Source organism: Flavobacterium hydatis (assembly GCF_000737695.1).
Taxonomy (GTDB): Bacteria; Bacteroidota; Bacteroidia; order Flavobacteriales; family Flavobacteriaceae; genus Flavobacterium; species Flavobacterium hydatis.
On the sequence record NZ_JPRM01000028.1, the window covers coordinates 59894 to 79521 of the forward strand.

The following is a 19628-nucleotide window of genomic DNA, read 5'->3' on the forward strand; positions in this document are numbered from 1 at the left end:
AAAATAAGCTTATAAACCTTGAATTTCTGTTGCAGTATCAAAGCTTTTCTTAGTTTTATCAAATTTGGTCGAAAAATATGACTTCTTATTTACGGCTGTAAAATTACCAATTTGACTACTAAACTTATTTGCAGTTCCTGTTATGTTAAATCTAATAGATTGTATATCAGTTTTCTTTAGCTTATTCATTTCTATAGCCGAAAGATTGAAGTAATTTGCCGTTTTGTTTTCGGCAGCTTCATTATTTTTTTTATCAATACATACAATAATCGTATTGTCAGCCAAATAAATATAGGCAACGCCTGTAATTTGTAATTTAGGATCTGTTGTAGCAACACTAATTTTTAAGAGACCTCCTGTTTCGGTTTTTGCAATTTGCACATTGGCTTCGCCAGATAAAGCATAATTTTCGCAAATAAAATCCCAAGATTGTGTGGCTGGATATGTTTTTCCTTTAAAATTAAGCGACTCCTGAGCATTAACCAAAATGGATAAGAAAAAAAAGGGTAAAATCAGTAGTGTTTTAAAATTCATAAGGCTTTATTTTTCAATTAAATTAGACTCGAATGTTTCGTCCCAGTCCAGAGATTTTATGGCAGAAATCAGATTGTCTTCATTTACATACACGCGAAGTTCTTTATTGGCTACTTTTTTTTCATATAAAGCTCTATATCTGTAAATGGTTTCGTGTTTGGTTTTGTAAACGCCATCTAGTTTAAGATCTTTAAAAGCTCCGTACCATTGTCGGAATTTCTGACATGTTTTTGTCAATCGTTCTTCTGTTGTATTTGCCATAACCGATGGCGTAACTTCAGTTTCGTTAAAAGGTTTGAATTTAGAGGTATTACAAGTCAATAAAACTCGTTTTCCTAATTCGTAGGCCTTTTTTTGTTGGCTATTATCTACTTCTGTAGGTAAAACTTTTGATATTTTTAAATCCTCCGTTTTGTTCCCACCTGTTTTTGATTTACAACCAATCAACAGAAGCAAACTTAGAATAAATAGTACTTTTTTCATCGTTCTTTATGTTATTTTTAATACTAAATTGGGATTTGGGCAGTTATTAGCATAATAATCTACGTCGATTTTACTGCAAACACCTGGATAATCGCCAAAATTGTCTCCAATATTTTTTATAATCTGAAAATGTAAGTGCGGTGCATAATCTCCATTTACAGTTGATTCTCCTAAAGTGCCCAAAAGTTGTTCTTGGATAAAAACGTCTCCAATTTTAAGATTCTCTATGCTTTCTAACGATAAATGCCCGTATAAAGTATAGAAAATATGATTTTCGATAGTATGTCTCAGGATGATTGTTGGGCCATAATCACCCAAACCAATATTGTTTTTAAAGCTATGCACTATTCCACTAAACGCTGCCAATACTGGAGTTGAGGCTTTTATCCATAAATCGAGACCAATGTGGATATTGCGTTCTGGTGCGGAAGAATTATTGAAATTTTCGCTTCGTTTATATAAGTTTCGTTCTTCTAGATATCCGCCAAAAGCCACTTTTGCATTGGCTTGAGCTAATAAATTATCGATATAAATCTCAAAATCGGTAGCGGTTTGCGGTTTGTTATTTGTTAATTCCTGATTTGAAACCGATAAATCCAAAGGCATATAATGAGCATAATCGATTGTAGCATCGATTACTTTTACAGGAGCTAAATTTTTTAAAATAGTTTCTAGTGTGGCCATATATTTTTATTTTTTTTTAACCCGTTGGGTGTAATTATTTCGTTTATTCCGCTCGGGTCATAAAAGTTTCATTTAACACATAGGAACATAGATTTTGAAACTCTCTAAAAGGCGTTTCACTTGTTTAAAATACACAAAGCTTGCTATGAGAAAGAAATGTATTTCTTTTTTGCTCCCTTTTTTATACATGAAATCTATGTTTCTATGTGTTAAAACTAATTGCGCCAACGTTTTTTAAATATTCTATCTAAAAAGTTTGCAAAAGGAACGCGGATTAAAAACGGATTTTCTCCCGTATCGAAACTTCGGAATTGAGATTATTTTTAAAAATCCGTTTTAATCCGTGTTTTCGCTTTAGCGAATCTGCTTAATCAGCGTTCCTTTGCAGGCAATAAATAATTCGTTAAAGGAAATTACCGTTAAGCTAGTTTTTCGATAATGATCAATTCATTGTGCTCTTCGATTCGAGGGAGCATTTTTACGGTATGTTGATTATAGTTTATTTCAGAAACATATTTTTGGTTTCTGATATTATGCTTTTCATCCAGAATCATAGTATTGAAAAGTACAAAGCCATTATTTTTTAAAAGACCACAAACTCTATTACTAAAGAAACTTTCAAATAAAAAATTTGGCATCGTAGTATCTTCAAAAACATCGATTATTATCAGGTCATATTTTTTATTCGTTTTTAAAACAAATTCAAAGGCATCATCAATAATAACTTCGAGTTGTTTTATTTTATTTAATTTAAAATATTTATTAGCTACCTGAATCATTTCGGGATCAATTTCGACTCCAGTAATTTTGCCTTTGTATTTTATTTCATCGACCAGTGTTTTTATAACACTTCCTCCGGCAACGCCAAGAAGCAATATGTGTTTCATAGAAGTTATCTTTTCGAAACCAATATTTTTTAAACCATATCTCAGGATCCGTTGCAAACTTCCGTAAGAGTAATTAGTGTTTTCGGAATCTAGGACTAATTCTCCGTTTGCCCAAGTAACTTCGATTGCTTTACTGCGTGCAGATTTTTTTTCAAATATTTTTATAGGAACAAGGTAACTGAACATTTTCTTAATCATTCGTATGCGTTTTTACCAAATTTAAGATTTAAATTATTTATTTTGCAGGTTAAAATAAAATAATGAAGAAACAATTATATAAATTCATCTTTCTGAAGTTGATGGGATGGAAAATTGTAGGGATTGAAAATGCTGAGGTTAAAAAATGTGTGCTGATGGTAATGCCGCATACAAGTAACCATGATTTTTATTTAGGAATTTTTACCCGAGGTATTTCCGGATTAGAAATGAATTGGGTTGGAAAGAAAGAATTATTCAGATTTCCTTTTGGATATTATTTTAGAAGTGCAGGAGGAGAGCCGTTGGATAGATCAGGAGGTTTGAATAAAGTAGATTCGATTGCTGCTATTTTTGATAGGAAAGAAATTTTTAGATTGGCGGTTGCTCCCGAAGGAACTCGTAAAAAAGTTTCGGAGGTTAGAACAGGATTTTATTATATTGCTCTAAAAGCAAACGTGCCTATTGTTCCTGTGGCTTTTGATTGGGGCAAAAAAGAGGTTAATCTCGGAAAACCATTTTATCCGACAGGAAATTATGAAGAAGATATGGAAATTTTAAAACAGCATTATAAAGGCGTAGTGGGGAAAATTCCAGAAAACGGATTTCAATTATAAAAAAAATGTTCTAAGAGTTTTATTTTAGAATATAAAAAAAAGCACAATTTTCTTTAGAGGTATAGGAAATTGTGTTTTTTTATTTACTGGCAAGTCTTGAATTATTTAGTGCATTTAGGTAATGAGCATCCATAAGCTTTAAGAGCCAAAGCATCAAAAGAAGGTTTGTTGTTTTGGTTTAATAAAGAATCAATTGCCATTTGTGCATAATTAGTATTGGCATCGGTACAATATCTTGTCTTGTTATAATTTCCTCGATAATATAAATTTTGGGAAGCATCAATAAGAATTGCTTGAGGTGTAGAGAACACACCGCATTTATCGGCAATCGCACTATCAAAGAAAACAGGAACCTTAGAATCAAATTTATTTTGAATCTCTTCTGTAGTGAAATTTTTCACTTTGTTTACAACTACGATATTGAAATTAATCTTATCACCATATTTTTTTATTAGCGTACTTACATGTGGCACGTTAAAACGGGAACATGGACAATCGGGATTAAAAAAGTGAATGAAAACAGGTTTGTTTTTTGTAGCAAACTGCTTTCCTAGATTGATGTGAGTACCGATAGCAACATCATGATAATTTTTTGGGACAGGCGTAGGGAGGCTGTACTTATATTCATTTTGCCAGAACAAAACTAAGATAGCACCGAAAAGAAATGAAAACCACACGGCAAGAAGAATTTTTTTCCTCATAAGCTGGTTATTTTTTTGGTTGAAAATGTAGAATCAAATACTTGTAAAATATTTTCATTACAAAACATATTTAGCTGTTATAAATATGTGCATCTTATTTAAACGGTAATTTAAATATATGATATTGAAGTATTGTTTGTTAGAATATCATCTTAGTGAACTATATCAATATTACGAATAAAATAGGTAAACAACAAATAAAAGGAACAAATTGCGACAAAAAGCAATATGTAAGAATAGGATTGGTTATACCAAAATGCCGTACAATTTAAAAAAGAGCTTGCTTGTTTTTAAGGAGTGTAAATTTTGAAAGTTCCGTTTTTATAAAAAAGTACAATCTTCTCTATTTCTTCAGAAGAAGAATAAGAAGGAGAAGAATTAGGAATTACGTTTTTTATTTCGGGAGTATTTTTTTCAATTATCTTTTTTTCCGTTGGACTTTCAATCTCTAAGAATAAATCTTCGGGGATAAAATTTTTATTTGGAAAAATAGGAGTGATGGGTTTTTCAATTTCTTCCGGAACCGAATTTGTAACAACTTCGATATTTTCATTTTTAGGAAAAGAACCTTTTCCGTTCAATACCCAATACAAATCTACATCGGGAAAAATCTCAATAATTTTTAAAATAAAATCTAAGCTAGGTTTGTTTCTGCCAGAAAGTAGGTGAGACATACTAGAGCGTTGTACTCCAATTTTGTCTGCAAAAGAAGAAGCATTTAAACCATAATAATCCAGAATGGTTTCCAATCTTTTTATAAAATCCTCGATGTTTACCATTGTAAATTGTGTTTTAAATTAAGATGGTTTACAAATGTAATTAAAATATACTGAAACACCAATTATACAATTGTAAATAGCCTAATTATAGTTGTTTTAGCGCGGATTTAACTTTATGTAATCTATATTAAGTATCTAGTATTTAATAAGGTAAATATTGTTTTGTAAGTAAGTAACAAATGTCATTAAAAACGGTGAAAATTGGGGTTATTTTGAGAAAATAAGCGTTTACAAATGTAGATTATGGCAATTTCTCATTGTTTACAATTGTAAAAATAAAGATGTTTACTTTTGTAAACCAAACAATACGACATGAATTTAGAAGAATTATTTAGCTTACATAAAGAACAAAGTATTCAAGGAAGGTATCTTACGCTAGATGCAATTACTCCTTTATTAGAGAAATTAAATACTAATAATCAAGTTAAGATTATTGGTAAATCGGTTTTAGATCAACCCATATATAGTTACCAAATTGGGTCTGGTAAAACACGAATTTACCTTTGGTCGCAAATGCACGGAAACGAAAGTACGACTACAAAAGCCTTGTTTGACTTTATTAATGTCTTGAATAGCGGTTCAGATTTTGCAAATAAAATGCTAGAATCTTTTACTTTTTATAGTATTCCTATACTAAATCCTGATGGAGCGAAGTTATATACCCGAGAAAACGCTAATAAAGTCGATTTAAATCGTGACTCACAACAGCTAACGCAGCCAGAAAGTAATGTATTAAGAGCGGCTTTTGAGGAATTTAAACCTCATTATTGTTATAACCTGCATGATCAGCGTACTATTTTTGGCGCAGGAGATACAGGGAAGCCTGCTACGGTTTCGTTTCTGGCGCCTGCATATAATGAAGAAAGAGAGATAAATGAGTCGCGCGCAAAGGCAATAGATTTGATTGCTGTTATGAATGATGTTTTGCAACAGTATATACCGGGGCAAGTAGGGCGTTTTGATGATTCGTTTAATATAAACTGTATTGGAGATACATTTCAGTATTTAGGAGTGCCAACAATTTTGTTTGAAGCGGGACATTTTCCTAATGATTACGAAAGAGAAGTAACAAGAAAGTATATCTTTTTTGCTCTAGTTGCTGGATTTAAAGCACTAAGCGAAAACGATATAGTTGTCAATGGAATTAATAAATATTTGAATATTTCACAAAATAAAGTCGTTTTTTATGATTTTATGTATAAAAACATCAAAATAAATTATGATGGTATTGAAATAATCACGAATTTTGCCGCACAATACAAAGAAGAATTGATTGAAAATAAAATTTGTTTCACTGCTTACATTACCGAAGTTGGTGAATTAGAAAATTATTACGGTCATTTTGAATATGATGCTAAAGGAGCAGAATATACTGATGATTTTAATAATATTCCGAAAACAAGTCAGAAAGCAGATTTTTATTTAGATAAAAACATAAAATTTGTTAATGGATTGATAAAAAGTTAGTTTTTTTGTCATTTTGTTATTTTTTATATATATTTTTATACTTTGTAATAGCAATTAGTAATATTAATTAAAGAATTATGAGTAAATTTCGTTTGGATGAAGTAGATCACCAGATTTTAGACATGTTGATAGACAACACAAGAGTACCGTTTACTGACATTGCAAAAAAATTATTGATATCTGCAGGAACAGTACATGTAAGGGTGAAAAAAATGGAAGATGCCGGAATAATAATGGGATCTTCATTAGCCTTGGATTATGATAAATTAGGATATTCATTTATAGCTTATGTAGGTGTTTTCTTGAATAATACGTCTCAAACAAAGTTTGTTTTAGAGCGTATTAATCAAATTCCATTCGTAACAGTTGCTTCTGTAACTACAGGAAAATTCAATATTTTCTGTAAAATAAGAGCAAAAGACACGAAACATGCTAAAGAAGTTATCTTTATGATTGATGATATCGAAGGAGTTTACAGAACAGAAACTATGATTTCGTTAGAAGAAAGTATTAATGATAAGAAGCGTTTGATGCATACTATTTTTAAAAATATGTAATTGACCTTGAATGCTATATTAAATATAACCTCAAGTTTTTCTTGGGGTTTTTTTATGAAAAATTAACTATTAACCACCAACCAACTATAACACATTATGTATACGCTTCCCAAAATTGAACGTTTTAACCAAGACGTTCTTTCTAAATACCATATTTATAATAGTGTCTTCATTACTTTACCATTCGACTCTATTGATAATACTGGTGTTTTACTTCCTTTATTTACCGAAGTTTGTGAAACAGGCTTCAAAAAACAAGAAACACCTAAAGAAATTGTGAATTTTTTCTCAGGAAAGTATTTAAATGATGCTTCAGAGAAAGATAAAATCGACTTAATGTTTCGATTTATTCAATATATCGAGCGTCAAATCGTATTGTTTGATGCTATAGAAGACGCAGCATTTCCTACTGTAAACAATATGGAAGGAAGAGGATCGCTTCGAGATATAAAAGAGAAATCAGATGCTAAAGAAAAGGAAGATGATTTAATAGAGTTTCTTGAAGATTTTAATGTTCGTACCGTTTTAACTGCGCATCCTACACAATTTTATCCAGGGCCAGTATTAGGTATTATCAATGATTTAACCGATGCTATTCGTGCAAATGATTTGCTTAAAATCAAGAAATTACTTGCTCAATTAGGAAAAACACCATTTATACAAAACGAAAAGCCTAATCCTTATGATGAAGCAGTAAGTTTAATTTGGTACTTAGAGAACGTATTTTATGAAACTTCGGGCGAAATAGTACATTATCTTCAAAGAAATATCTTTCACGGAAAATCAATTCAAAATCCATTGATAAAACTAGGGTTTTGGCCAGGAGGAGACCGTGACGGAAACCCGTTTGTAACCACGGCAATTACACTAAAAGTTGCAGAACGTTTAAGAACATCTATCTTAAAATGTTATTATGTTGAGATACGAAACCTAAAAAGAAAATTGACTTTTGCGGGAGTAGATACATTAGTTTCGGATTTAGAGTATAAATTATATCGTTCCGTTTTTTATTCTAAAGGAGAAATTTACATCACTTTAGATGAGTTTAAAACACAATTAAACAAGATAAAAGATATAATTATAGAGAAACATCAATCATTATATTTAGATGAATTAGAGGCGTTGCTTATCAAGATTAACTTGTTTGGTTTTTATTTTGCAACACTAGATATTCGTCAGAATAGTAAAATACATGATGCTGTTTTTAAAGATGTTGTGTCCTATTACCTAAAGTCTAACTCAACGGTATTTCCTGCTAATTATTATGATTTATCAGAGAATGAAAAGATAGCAATCCTTTCAAAAGTAAAAGGAGATCTTAATCCTAATGTGTTTGAAAATGAAATAACAAAATCAACAGTAGAGTCCATTCAGGCTATTAAAACCATACAAGAGAATAATGGAGAGTATGGAGCAAATCGCTATATAATCAGTAATAACGAAAGTGCGCTGAATGTAATGGAGACATTTGCTTTGATTAGATTAAACAACTGGGAAAACCCAACGGTTGATATTATCCCACTTTTTGAATCTGTTGATGATTTACAAAATGCCCATAAAATTATGGAGCAATTGTATACAAATCCAGAATATGCAAAACACCTAATAGAAAGAGGAAACAAGCAGACTATAATGTTGGGATTCTCAGATGGTACAAAAGATGGAGGATATTTAATGGCAAACTGGAGTATATACAGAGCCAAAGAAGCCCTTACAGAAATCTCAAGAAAATACGGAATTAAAGCTATTTTCTTTGACGGACGTGGTGGGCCGCCAGCTCGTGGAGGAGGAAAAACACATAAATTTTATGCGTCATTAGGTCCAAAAATCGAGAATAACGAAATCCAGATCACCATACAAGGGCAAACAATTAGCTCAAATTTCGGAACATTAGATTCTTGTCGTTATAATTTAGAGAATTTATTAAGTGCTGGAGTTACAAATCAGGTATTTAGTAAAGGTAAAAATGAGTTGACAGGTGATGAAAAAGATATATTAGATCAGCTAGCAGAACTAGGATATAAAGAGTATTTAAGCTTTAAAAATCATCCTAAGTTTATTCCGTATCTGGAAAAAATGAGTACCCTGAAATATTACTCTAAAACAAATATTGGTAGCCGACCATCAAAAAGAAGCAAGTCAGAGCACTTAGATTTTGCCGATTTGCGTGCTATACCATTTGTTGGTTCTTGGAGTCAGTTAAAACAAAATGTACCAGGGTTCTTTGGGGTAGGTTCTGCTTTAAAACATTTTGAAGAAACAGGTCAATGGGAAAAAGTTCAGAATCTATACGATAATTCACTATTCTTTAAAACCTTGTTGGAAAACAGTATGATGTCATTGGCAAAATCATTTTTGCCATTAACAGCTTACATGAGAAAAGACCCTGAATTTGGAGAGTTTTGGCAAATTATCTATGATGAATTTTCAGAAACAAAACGCATGTTATTGAAAATTGCAGGTCATAAAGAATTAATGGAAAATTATCCTGATGGTAAAGCATCAATTCAGATAAGAGAGCGTATAGTGTTGCCATTGTTAACAATACAACAATATGCTTTATTAAGAATTAATGAATTGAACAAGCAAGATAAAGTCGATGAAGACCTAATCAAAGTTTATGAGAAAATAGTAACGCGTTCGCTTTTCGGAAATACAAACGCAAGTAGAAATTCAGCTTAAATTTAATTAATATGTTAGGATCACAATTATTAGAAAATGAATATTCAGGCGGATTTGTAACCTATGTCCGTGAAGCAGGAGATGTAAATTTAATAGAAGAATTAGAAATCTCTTTACATGATTTTATAAAGTTTGTTCAGAATATCCCAATGGATAAATTTGATTATCGTTATGCCGAAGGGAAATGGACAATCAAAGAAATCATTCAGCATGTAATCGACACCGAACGTATTTTTGCTTATCGCGCATTACGTTTTTCTAGAAACGACAAAACAGGATTACCAAGTTTTGACGAAAATGAGTATGTAGATAATACAAACTCCAACGGAAGAAGTATTCAGGATTTATTAACGGAGTTTTCGGCAGTAAGACATTCAAATTTATTGTTCTATAAGAGTTTGTCAGAAGAGCAACTTAAGAGAATCGGAACTGCTTCTAACAATCAAATCTCGGTTAGGGCTTTGGGTTTTGTGATTATTGGACACCAAAAACATCACCAAAAAGTTTTTCAAGAAAGATATTTGTAGTTAATAAAGCTATATAAATAAACATTAAAAATCCTGTGGAGTAATAATTCACAGGATTTTTTTATGGAGCTAATCCTGCTGTTCACTGTATCTTTTTATTTTTAAAGAAAAAATAAAAAGGATGCCGTTCCCATCAGGGCTAAGGATCACCTTGATTTTAGCAGGATTTTGTTATTAAAGTTTTAGTGTAACTTTTATTAAAGTTTAAAACAAAGGTTGTAACGAACTTTGTTTTTGTGCAAAATTGCCACAATCATTGTCATTTCGACGAAGGAGAAATCTTCACGAGTAAGTCGCCAATTTAAGAAAAAACTGTGAGTTAGTTTTTTGCGGAGATTTCTCCTTCGTCGAAATGACAAAATAGAGGGAAAATAAATAAATTTGAGCTGTTTTCAGGGTTTCTTACCTCCTTGGTTTTGAGTTTAGACAAAAGGTTTGTATTGAGCATTGCCTACGATTTTAACCGTTGGAGCGCAATTTGTTATCAAAATCATCTTCTAATAATTCTTCTCGATAATAGCAAGACCTAAACGTATCTTATCGTATGAAATTTGTTCTTCAAAAAAATCGTAATATGACTTTAGCGCTTCAGGGTTTTCAAGCTTAACTTGTGCTTTTCTTATCTGGATAACTTCGGCATCAGAAACGTAATCGGATAAATTAATATCATGCCCATCAACATATAATTTTGCTAAATGTGATGCAATTGTCGAAACACCAAGTTTTCTTTTTGCAGCAATAGCCTCAATAGAAATACCTTCCTTAAACAATTCTAGAGTCACTTTATATGTGCTACTTTCCTTTTTAGATTTCACTTTTGGAGTTTTTTTACTCTTAAAAAAATCAATTATAGCATTTACAAAGTCAGAACCATACTTTTCTAGTTTGGCTTTTCCGACCCCATCTATTGCGATAAGTTCATCATCACTCATTGGGCGTAATAGTTCCATTTGTCTTAAAACAGCATCGCTAAAAATCACATAAGCCGGAACTTCTTCTTCTTTAGAGATTTTGTAACGCAGTTGTCTAAGTATTTCAAAAAGAGAATTTGGTTTAGCTTTAGTCGCTTTTTCCTGTATTTGAACTTTTTCAAGAGCTTTCTTAACTACAGTTGTAAGCTGAACTTTTTCTCCTTCAAACAATACTTTCTTGGCAAAAGGGGTTAGTAAGATTTTATTATGTTGGTGAAAAGCAATTTCGCAATAGCCTAAATTTATCAATTGGATTAAATATTGGTTCCAATCATACCAAGAAATATCGGCACCAATTCCGTAAGTTTTTAAATTCTGGTATTCATTTTCGTAAATATGTGCATTCTTAGAACCTCTAAGAAAATCAACAATTACAGCCAGAGTTTCTTTTTCTTGCAAACGCGCAATTGCAGATAATCCTTTTTGGGCAATAACAGTTCCGTCAAAAAACTTAGGAGGGTTTTTACAAATATCACAGTTACCACAGTTTTCGTTTACTAATTCGCCAAAATAAGAAAGCAATATTTTTCTGCGACAGCTTAAAGCGTCCGCATATTGTTTCATACGTTCTAATTTTGCCAGTTGAACTTCGGTGTTTAAACCTTCAGAAGCAAATTTTTGCAACTGAATAACATCGCTGTAACTCTCGAATAAAATAGTTTCAGATGGTAAACCGTCACGACCAGCTCTTCCGATTTCCTGATAATAACCTTCAATATTTTTAGGTAAATTGTAATGAATAACCCAACGAACATTCGATTTATCGATTCCCATACCAAAAGCAATTGTAGCGCAAACAACTTGGCAATCGTCGTTTATAAAATCATCCTGAGTTTTAGAACGCAATTTATTGTCTAAACCAGCATGATAAGCTTTGGCGTTAATTCCTCTTTTTTGCAATTTTTGAGCGAGTTCTTCGGTAGTTTTTCTGCTAAGGCAATAAACAATTCCAGATTCATGAGGTTTCTTTTCGATAAAATCAATGATTTGTTTTACTCTGTCCAGAGCAGGACGTACTTCAAGACTTAAATTTTTTCTATCAAAAGAAGCTACAACTGTTTTAGGGTTGCTTAAATTTAATTGTTGAACAATGTCAGTTCTTGTAGCTTTATCGGCAGTTGCTGTTAAGGCAAGGACAGGAGTAGAGGGGAAGCGATTTTTAAGATATCCTAAATTAGTATATGCAGGGCGAAAATCATGTCCCCAAGCCGATATACAATGCGCTTCGTCTATTGCTATTAAGCTTACTGTTAATTGATTGAAAATGATGTCTAAATAAGATAAGCTTTCGGGAGCTATGTAAACCAATTTTATAGTGTTAGTTTTTAGGCTTTCCATATAAAATTGCTGCTCTTGCTCAGATTGACTGCTGTTTATAAAACAAGCAGTAATTCCGTTTGCTTTCAAGCTATCCACTTGATCTTTCATCAAGGCAATAAGAGGAGAAATAACGATTGTAATTCCTGGTAATAATAATGCCGGTAGCTGAAAACAGATTGATTTTCCTCCACCAGTGGGCATAATTGCTAAAGTGTCCCGACCAGAAAGTATTGTATTTATAATATCTTCCTGATTTGGTCTGAATTTTTCGAATCCAAAATTTTCCTTTAGCTTGGCGTGTAATATTTCTGTTTTCATTGGCTTGTATTTGTAGGTAATTTACTAAATAAAAAAGGAACTCGTAAGTGAGTTCCTTTTTTATTTTTGAAATATTCAGATTAATTAATCCTCATCTTCGTCATCATCCTCATCGGCGATATCTTTATCATTGTCCTCATCGTCGTCATCTCCGTCAAGATCTGGCTTGTCTAAGTTTTCATCTTCATCGTCGTCATCGTCAGCAGCGTCGTCGTCAAGATCAAGACCTTTTATTGGTTCGATTGTATCAACATCTGCATCGATTTCATCATCTTCGTCGTAATTTTCAATTCTATCAGCAAGTTTAGTACTAATTTTTACTAAATAGATAGTATCTTCTGTACGTACTTCAACGGCTTCTATCAATTCGTTTTTAGCATTTCTAAAACGGATAACATCCGAATCATCATAACCATCAGGAAATTTATCAACTAATAAGTTTAAAATTTCATTGGTAAGTTTAGCGTAATCAACTATTACTCTTTTCATAAAGTTATTCTATAAATCTAATAAATATGCAAAAATTAACGGTGCTACAATTGTAGCGTCTGACTCTATAATGAATTTTGGAGTTTTAATATCTAATTTACCCCAAGTAATTTTTTCATTAGGAACAGCTCCAGAGTATGAACCATAACTGGTTGTTGAATCTGAAATTTGACAGAAATAGCTCCAGAATGGAACATCATGCATTTCCATATCTTGGTACAACATTGGTACCACACAAATTGGGAAATCTCCAGCAATACCACCACCAATTTGGAAAAATCCAATTCCGTTAGTGCTGTTTTTAGGATACCAATCTGATAAGAAAACCATATATTCGATTCCAGATTTCATCGTAGATGCTTTTAAGTCACCTTTGATTACGTATGAAGCGAAAATGTTACCCATTGTGCTATCTTCCCATCCTGGTACAATAATAGGTAAATTTTTCTCTGCTGCAGCATACATCCAGCTATCTTTTAAGTCAATTTCGTAGTATTCTTCTAATACCCCAGAAAGTAACATTTTGTACATGAATTCATGAGGGAAATAACGCTCTCCTTTGTCATCTGCATCTTTCCATATTTTATAAATATGTTTTTGTAAACGACGGAATGCTTCGTGCTCAGGGATACAAGTATCTGTAACTCTGTTTAATCCTCTCTCTAATAAATCCCACTCATCCTGAGGTGTTAAGTCACGATAGTTAGGCACTCTTTCATAATGAGAGTGTGCTACTAAGTTCATGATGTCTTCTTCTAGATTTGCACCTGTACAAGAAATGATTTGAACCTTATCCTGACGAATTATTTCGGCAAAAATCTTTCCAATTTCGGCAGTACTCATTGCTCCAGCCATACTTACCATCATTTTGGCTCCATTTGCCAATTGTTGCTCGTATGCTTTTGCAGCATCAACTAAAGATGCAGAGTTAAAGTGTAAATAATGTTTTTCAATAAACTGACTAATTGGTCCCTTCATTTTTTTCTTTTTTTTTGAATTTAAAGGTTTTAAAACCTTTAAAGATTATTATGCAAATTAATAAATTTTATAAAAACTTGGTACAATTTGCGATTTTTTTTATTGTTTTTTACTGTATCCTAATATCTTCAATACTTGATCTGATGTTTGTTCTTCCGAAAATACCTCGGTAGCCAAAAATCCGTTTTCGTCTCTATCAATCAAAATGTGTTTTGGTTGCGGGATTAAACAGTGATGTAATCCTCCGTAACCACCAATTGTTTCCTGATAAGCTCCTGTATTGAAGAAACCAATATATAAAGGTTTTTCTTTATTATATTTAGGTAAGTAAATGGCATTCATATTTTGTTCTGAATTGTAATAATCGTCACTATCACAAGTAAGTCCGCCTAATAGAACCCGTTCGTAAGTATCATTCCACCGGTTTACAGCCAGCATAATAAATCGTTTGTTGATTGCCCAAGTGTCAGGTAAAGTAGTTATGAAAGAAGAATCAATCATATTCCATTTTTCTCTGTCATTTTGTTGTTTTTGGTAAAGAATCTGATAGATTGCTCCACCACTTTCACCTACAGTAAACGAACCGAATTCGGTAAAAATATTAGGAACATCTACTTCAGCCTCATCACAAGCAATTTTAATTTGATTGATTATTTCGTCAATCATATATTGGTAATCGTACTCAAAAGCCAATGAATTCTTAATTGGGAATCCGCCTCCAATGTTTAAGCCATCAAGAGTAGGGCATTCCTTTTTTAGAGCTACATAAACTTTAATACATTTTACTAATTCATTCCAGTAATAAGCATTGTCGTTGATACCGGTATTAATGAAGAAGTGTAGCATTTTCACTTCTAAATTTTTATTTTCTTTGATCTCTTTTTTGTAAAAAGGAACAATGTTTTTGTATCCAATTCCTAATCTCGAAGTATAGAACTCAAATTTTGGTTCTTCTTCGGCAGCAATTCTAATTCCGATTTTAAATTTACCTTTTATTTCTGCTTGAAGCAAATCAAGCTCTTCGTAATTATCAATAATCGGAATGGTGTTTTTATGACCATTATTTATAAGTCTTGCAATATTAGTAACGTATTGGTCTCTTTTAAAACCATTACATATAATATGTGTATTTTTGTTAATCTTACCGTTTTCCAATAAATTTTCCGCGATATTGATATCAAACGCAGAAGAAGTTTCTATATGGATATTGTTTTTGAAAGCTTCATTCATTACAAATTCAAAATGAGAACTTTTAGTACAATAGCAATAGTAGTATTTAGCTTCGTATTTATTTTTTTCCATCGATTTTCTAAACCAACTTTTTGCTTTGTTGATATTGTTAGAAATTTGAGGTAAATAAGTAAATTTTAATGGCGTACCATATTTTTCTACCAATTTCATCAAATCGATGTTGTGGAAATGAAGATTGTCTTTGTTTAAAGTGAATTCCTCTTGAGGAAAGTAATATGTTTGATTGATTAAATCAGAATATTTTGTATTCATTGAGATATGAGTATTTTAAATTAAATTATGTGGTAAACAATAAAATAATCTAAAATTCAAACCCTAATATTTGCAAACACGATTTGTAGTTTCTCGTGTTCCGCTTTTGTACATTGGAACAGGTCAAAACAAAAGTTTCCTTTTATATTATAAAAACGGTTCAATATCCTCAGGAATGAAGTATTGACGTGGTTCTTGAATGAACGGAATTGTTTCTGTTTTTGATTTTTTTTCACGCTGCAAATGTAAAAAATATTATATACGTAAAGCAAAGCTTTTTTATTAAAAAAAACGTTAAGATTTGTAATCTTGGAAGGACTCAAGAATTAATTCATTTTCAACCGATTGATTGATTTTTATTTTCCCGATTCCTTCTATTAATGCAAACTGGATTAAACCGTATTCATTTTTCTTATCATGAATTAGTAATTCTAAGATAGGATCGATATCATTTTCTTCAATAATGACATCATCATAAATAGATTTTATGGCTGATTTGATCTGTGAATATTCCTCTTTTGTAATTAAGTTTTTGTGTAATGAAATGTAACTTTCCAGAATCATACCAATAGCAATTGCTTCACCATGTAGTAATGTTTTCTTGTTTTCATTCTCTAAAAAGTAACTTTCGATAGCATGTCCTAATGTATGTCCGAAATTTAAAGCCTTACGAATATGTTTTTCAGTAGGGTCTTGCATTACGATTTCGTTTTTAATCTCTACAGAACGATAGATTAATTCGTCTAGATCAGCAAAATCAATAGCTTTTAAGTCTAAAAATTTATCCCAATAGGCTGCATCATATATTAAACCGTGTTTTAGCATTTCGGCAAGACCAGAACGCATCTCACTTTGTGGTAAAGTTTCTAGATATTGTGTATCGATTAATACCATTTTAGGAACATTGATAACGCCAATCTGGTTTTTAAGATTCCCTAAGTCTACACCAGTTTTACCACCTACAGATGCATCTACCATAGATAATAATGTAGTTGGTATATGAATAAAATCTACTCCACGTTTAAATGTAGATGCTACAAAACCACCTAAATCGGTAACAACGCCACCACCAAGATTAATAACCAATGTTTTTCTGTCAGCTCCAAGCTCAGTTAAAACTTTCCATATTTCGATGCAAGTTTCAATATTCTTATTGATTTCGCCCGATTCAAACTCGATAATTTCGATTGTTAAATCAGTTTCTAATAAAGGTAAAAATTTAGGTAAACAATACTCATTTGTGTCAGTATCTACAATAATGAATAGGTTTGAGTACTTATTTTCTTTTAAATGATTGTTTAAAGCTTCGTATGCATTTTGATTAAAATGTATCGGGTAATTATTGGCTTGAATTGATTGCATGTTTTCTGTAGTTAATTGAAAGCGCAAAAATAAGGCTTTTTTAACTAAAAAATATTCAAACATTCTCTCTAATTTGCATAAAATTAAAACGAATAAGAGGAAAAATATTCAATAACTAACAACTCAATTCCTAGTTAAAAGGTTGATGTGTAAAATGAAAGAGTTCGCCTTTTTTAATAATTTACGATATTTTATGTGTTTTGGTTGGAGTCTAATACACAATTATTAATGTCAAATGATTTTAATAATTGTGTATTAACTTAGTTCTTATTTGCATGTTTTATTTAGCATGAGTTGGGCTAGAACGAAATTTTTGGCTTTGGATAAATTAAAATATTTACAAGCATTTTCTAGGTCATTTGTCTTTAAATAGCAAATACCAATATAATATTCTGTTAATCCATTATTTGATTCAGGATATTTTAATGCTTTTAAAAAATAGTTTATTGCCTGCTCATATTTTCCTGAGGAATAATAATTAAAGCCAATGCTTTGTATTAGGCTGAAATTTTCAGAATCGATTTTTAAGGCTTTTTGAAATGATTCTAGCGATTTATCAAATTTTGATTGTGATAGTAAAATTTGTCCTTCTAGTATATAATTTTTTACTAGAATATCTTTTTTCATTTTACCTAAAGTGCTATCATTTGGTGTTTCCTTTAATCCTTGGTCTATAAATTGAACTAAACTCTTTTTATTAAAATTTGTTCTTTGTAATTCTGTAGCAGGAATGCTCCATGCTTCAGGAATTTTTCTATAAGTAGAAAAGAGTTTATGTTCTTTGAGTATTTCAAGAGTGTCTTTGCGTACGGCTGCTAAGTTTGTCGAATATTTATAAAAGAATGCATTTCGTGGTCGTAAATAAAAAGCTTCCTTAATATATACATATGCACTATCTAAGTTTCCTTTTTCTTTAGATATATAATACTTGTAGTAATTTATTCGACCTGAGTGAGGGTTGATTTTGCTTGCTTTGGCAAAACATGACAGCGCTTTTTCGTAATTTTTTTCTCGAATATAATATATTGCCGCGTATTCATAAAACGATTCTGAAGTAAGAAAAACATTAGGATATTTAGGCATTCTATCGATGATTTCATCACCAGTTAAAACGCCTTTTAAGTTCATATTAATATCATCTTTAATGATTTCGCCTTCAAGATTTGAAGCTTTGTAAATTATTAAAGCTGAATAACTAGTGATAATTGTAATGCCAATAAAAAATGGTAATAGTTTTATATTTAGTGGTTTGTCTGTATCTTGATTAATTAATGCAGGGGTATTTACTACGGTTAATGCTAATAGTAAACTGAAAAACAGCTGCATTGTTGGTTTATACATGGGGAAATTGAAGAAAGCATCACTTCCGTAAACAATAAGTAGCATTAGTGTAAGTACTGCAACTGTCTTGGTATTACTATCTGTAGATTTTATCAATCTTTTTATATTGACAAATAAAATAAATATAAAAAAAGAAAAATATAGCAAACCATTTAGTATTCCGGTTTCTGCAAGAATCTCCAGGAAATCATTATGAGGATCTAATGAAACGCTAAAATCATTTTCTTGAAATTTTTCATAAGGAATAGATTCTATGCGATAATTTCCTAATCCGACTCCTAATAAAGGATTTTCCTGAGCAATTTTTATCGCATTTTCCCAATAGGTGAATCTTGCTTTTACGGAAGCGTCACCTGTATTTATTTGTGTGATTCTGTTTGTTACCGATTTATATCGGTCATTATCTTTGGCTTTTTCTAAAGAACGATTTGAAGCAAATAATGCAATTAATACGGGTATGATTAAGATGGAACTTTTTATTAAACTCGATTTATTAAAGGAATGTGATTTTAAGTAAAAAAGGATATAAACCACAAAGATCAAAAATAGATTAAGTAGTGATGCTCTTGCTGCAGTTAAAAAAATCGTAGTGGTTACCAGAAAAAGTGTGAAAAATAAAAAGTTCTTTTTAATCCCATCAAAATGAGTGATTCCGAGTAATAAAAAAGGAACTTTAATTGTTAAGCTAGCTGCAAATATATTTATGTTTCCAGTGTTTCCAATGATTTGACCTAAAGCGCTTGATGCAGTGATATGTCTGGATAATTGAGTGAAATCGTATAATGCCAATCCTGATTGAAGAAAAGCACTAATAGAAATTATAATAACAATTTTGTAAAGAAGATGAAGTTTATCTTTTAATAAGATAGTAAGGTTTATGAATAGACAAAAAACAATCACTAATTCGGTAATTCTTGTTATGACTAAAGAGGTATTTCTAGCTGTAATAAAAGATAATCCGCAGATTAATAAAAAAACTAAATAAATTCTAGTAACGTAACTCCTTTTTAATATTGGAATTATATTGCTGGAAATCATTTTTGAGTTTACATAAAAATATACCCCAATAAAAAAGTTTAAAACGGATAAGTATAAGTATTGAATATTAGAAATTAAAAAACCATTATTTGGTATATAATCAATAATTAAAAGAAGGGCAATAAATATATAAACAACGTAGTCAGGAATTATTGAGATTCCTTTGTTTGTGTTTGTTCGAATATTATACATAAT

The 19628-nt window shown here is 31.2% G+C and carries 17 protein-coding genes; 5 read left to right on the top strand and 12 right to left on the bottom strand.

Annotation, left to right across the window (positions count from 1 at the left end):
* Positions 1-9: 9 nt before the first annotated feature.
* The 4 genes from IW20_RS17350 to IW20_RS17365 all read right to left on the bottom strand — a co-directional run bounded on the left by IW20_RS17350 (position 10) and on the right by IW20_RS17365 (position 2786).
* Positions 10-534, bottom strand: coding sequence for a hypothetical protein (locus IW20_RS17350; protein ID WP_035625152.1), 525 nt, complete (start codon positions 532-534; stop codon positions 10-12).
* Positions 535-540: 6 nt separating this feature from the next.
* Positions 541-1017 (bottom strand): hypothetical protein, encoded by a 477-nt coding sequence (locus tag IW20_RS17355; RefSeq protein ID WP_035625159.1) that lies wholly within the window; start codon positions 1015-1017, stop codon positions 541-543.
* Positions 1018-1023: 6 nt separating this feature from the next.
* Entirely contained in the window at positions 1024-1701 is a 678-nt protein-coding gene (locus IW20_RS17360; RefSeq protein ID WP_035625161.1) for a peptidoglycan DD-metalloendopeptidase family protein, read from the bottom strand.
* A gap of 419 nt (positions 1702-2120) precedes the next feature.
* Positions 2121-2786, bottom strand: a complete 666-nt coding sequence (locus IW20_RS17365) for a spermidine synthase (RefSeq protein WP_035625163.1) — start codon at positions 2784-2786, stop codon at positions 2121-2123.
* Between the two features lie 62 nt (positions 2787-2848).
* On the opposite strand from IW20_RS17365, the gene IW20_RS17370 reads away from it, so the two are divergent.
* Positions 2849-3400 (top strand): 1-acyl-sn-glycerol-3-phosphate acyltransferase, encoded by a 552-nt coding sequence (locus tag IW20_RS17370; protein ID WP_035625166.1) that lies wholly within the window; start codon positions 2849-2851, stop codon positions 3398-3400.
* 101 nt (positions 3401-3501) lie between these two features.
* Here the strand turns inward: IW20_RS17370 and IW20_RS17375 are convergent, their stop codons facing one another.
* Together IW20_RS17375 and IW20_RS17380 are read right to left on the bottom strand one after the other, a co-directional pair.
* Positions 3502-4101 (bottom strand): TlpA family protein disulfide reductase, encoded by a 600-nt coding sequence (locus IW20_RS17375; RefSeq protein WP_035625168.1) that lies wholly within the window; start codon positions 4099-4101, stop codon positions 3502-3504.
* A 290-nt stretch (positions 4102-4391) separates the two neighbouring features.
* Positions 4392-4880, bottom strand: a complete 489-nt coding sequence (locus IW20_RS17380) for a helix-turn-helix domain-containing protein (RefSeq protein ID WP_035625171.1) — start codon at positions 4878-4880, stop codon at positions 4392-4394.
* Between the two features lie 312 nt (positions 4881-5192).
* On the opposite strand from IW20_RS17380, the gene IW20_RS17385 reads away from it, so the two are divergent.
* The 4 genes from IW20_RS17385 (at position 5193) to IW20_RS17400 (ending at position 10113) form a co-directional block, all read left to right on the top strand.
* Positions 5193-6347, top strand: coding sequence for a M14 family metallopeptidase (locus tag IW20_RS17385; RefSeq protein ID WP_035625174.1), 1155 nt, complete (start codon positions 5193-5195; stop codon positions 6345-6347).
* Between the two features lie 77 nt (positions 6348-6424).
* Complete coding sequence (locus tag IW20_RS17390; RefSeq protein ID WP_007805990.1) at positions 6425-6904, top strand: Lrp/AsnC family transcriptional regulator; 480 nt, start codon at positions 6425-6427, stop codon at positions 6902-6904.
* 96 nt (positions 6905-7000) lie between these two features.
* Positions 7001-9586, top strand: a complete 2586-nt coding sequence (locus IW20_RS17395; protein WP_035625177.1) for a phosphoenolpyruvate carboxylase — start codon at positions 7001-7003, stop codon at positions 9584-9586.
* 11 nt (positions 9587-9597) lie between these two features.
* Entirely contained in the window at positions 9598-10113 is a 516-nt protein-coding gene (locus IW20_RS17400; protein ID WP_035625181.1) for a DinB family protein, read from the top strand.
* A gap of 497 nt (positions 10114-10610) precedes the next feature.
* Here the strand turns inward: IW20_RS17400 and recQ are convergent, their stop codons facing one another.
* The 6 genes from recQ to IW20_RS17430 all read right to left on the bottom strand — a co-directional run bounded on the left by recQ (position 10611) and on the right by IW20_RS17430 (position 19625).
* Entirely contained in the window at positions 10611-12722 is a 2112-nt protein-coding gene (gene recQ / locus IW20_RS17405; protein WP_035625183.1) for a DNA helicase RecQ, read from the bottom strand.
* An 84-nt stretch (positions 12723-12806) separates the two neighbouring features.
* Positions 12807-13211, bottom strand: a complete 405-nt coding sequence (locus IW20_RS17410; protein WP_035625185.1) for a hypothetical protein — start codon at positions 13209-13211, stop codon at positions 12807-12809.
* Positions 13212-13220: 9 nt separating this feature from the next.
* Complete coding sequence (locus tag IW20_RS17415; protein WP_035625188.1) at positions 13221-14189, bottom strand: deoxyhypusine synthase family protein; 969 nt, start codon at positions 14187-14189, stop codon at positions 13221-13223.
* Positions 14190-14288: 99 nt separating this feature from the next.
* Positions 14289-15692 carry a type III PLP-dependent enzyme domain-containing protein gene (locus tag IW20_RS17420; protein WP_035625190.1) on the bottom strand — a complete coding sequence of 468 codons (1404 nt, stop codon included), beginning with the start codon at positions 15690-15692 and terminating at the stop codon, positions 14289-14291.
* A 294-nt stretch (positions 15693-15986) separates the two neighbouring features.
* A complete protein-coding gene (gene aroB / locus IW20_RS17425) occupies positions 15987-17054 on the bottom strand; it encodes a 3-dehydroquinate synthase (protein ID WP_035625230.1) in 1068 nt (355 codons plus the stop codon).
* Between the two features lie 267 nt (positions 17055-17321).
* Positions 17322-19625 (bottom strand): O-antigen ligase family protein, encoded by a 2304-nt coding sequence (locus IW20_RS17430; RefSeq protein WP_035625192.1) that lies wholly within the window; start codon positions 19623-19625, stop codon positions 17322-17324.
* Between the last annotated feature and the right edge of the window lie 3 nt (positions 19626-19628).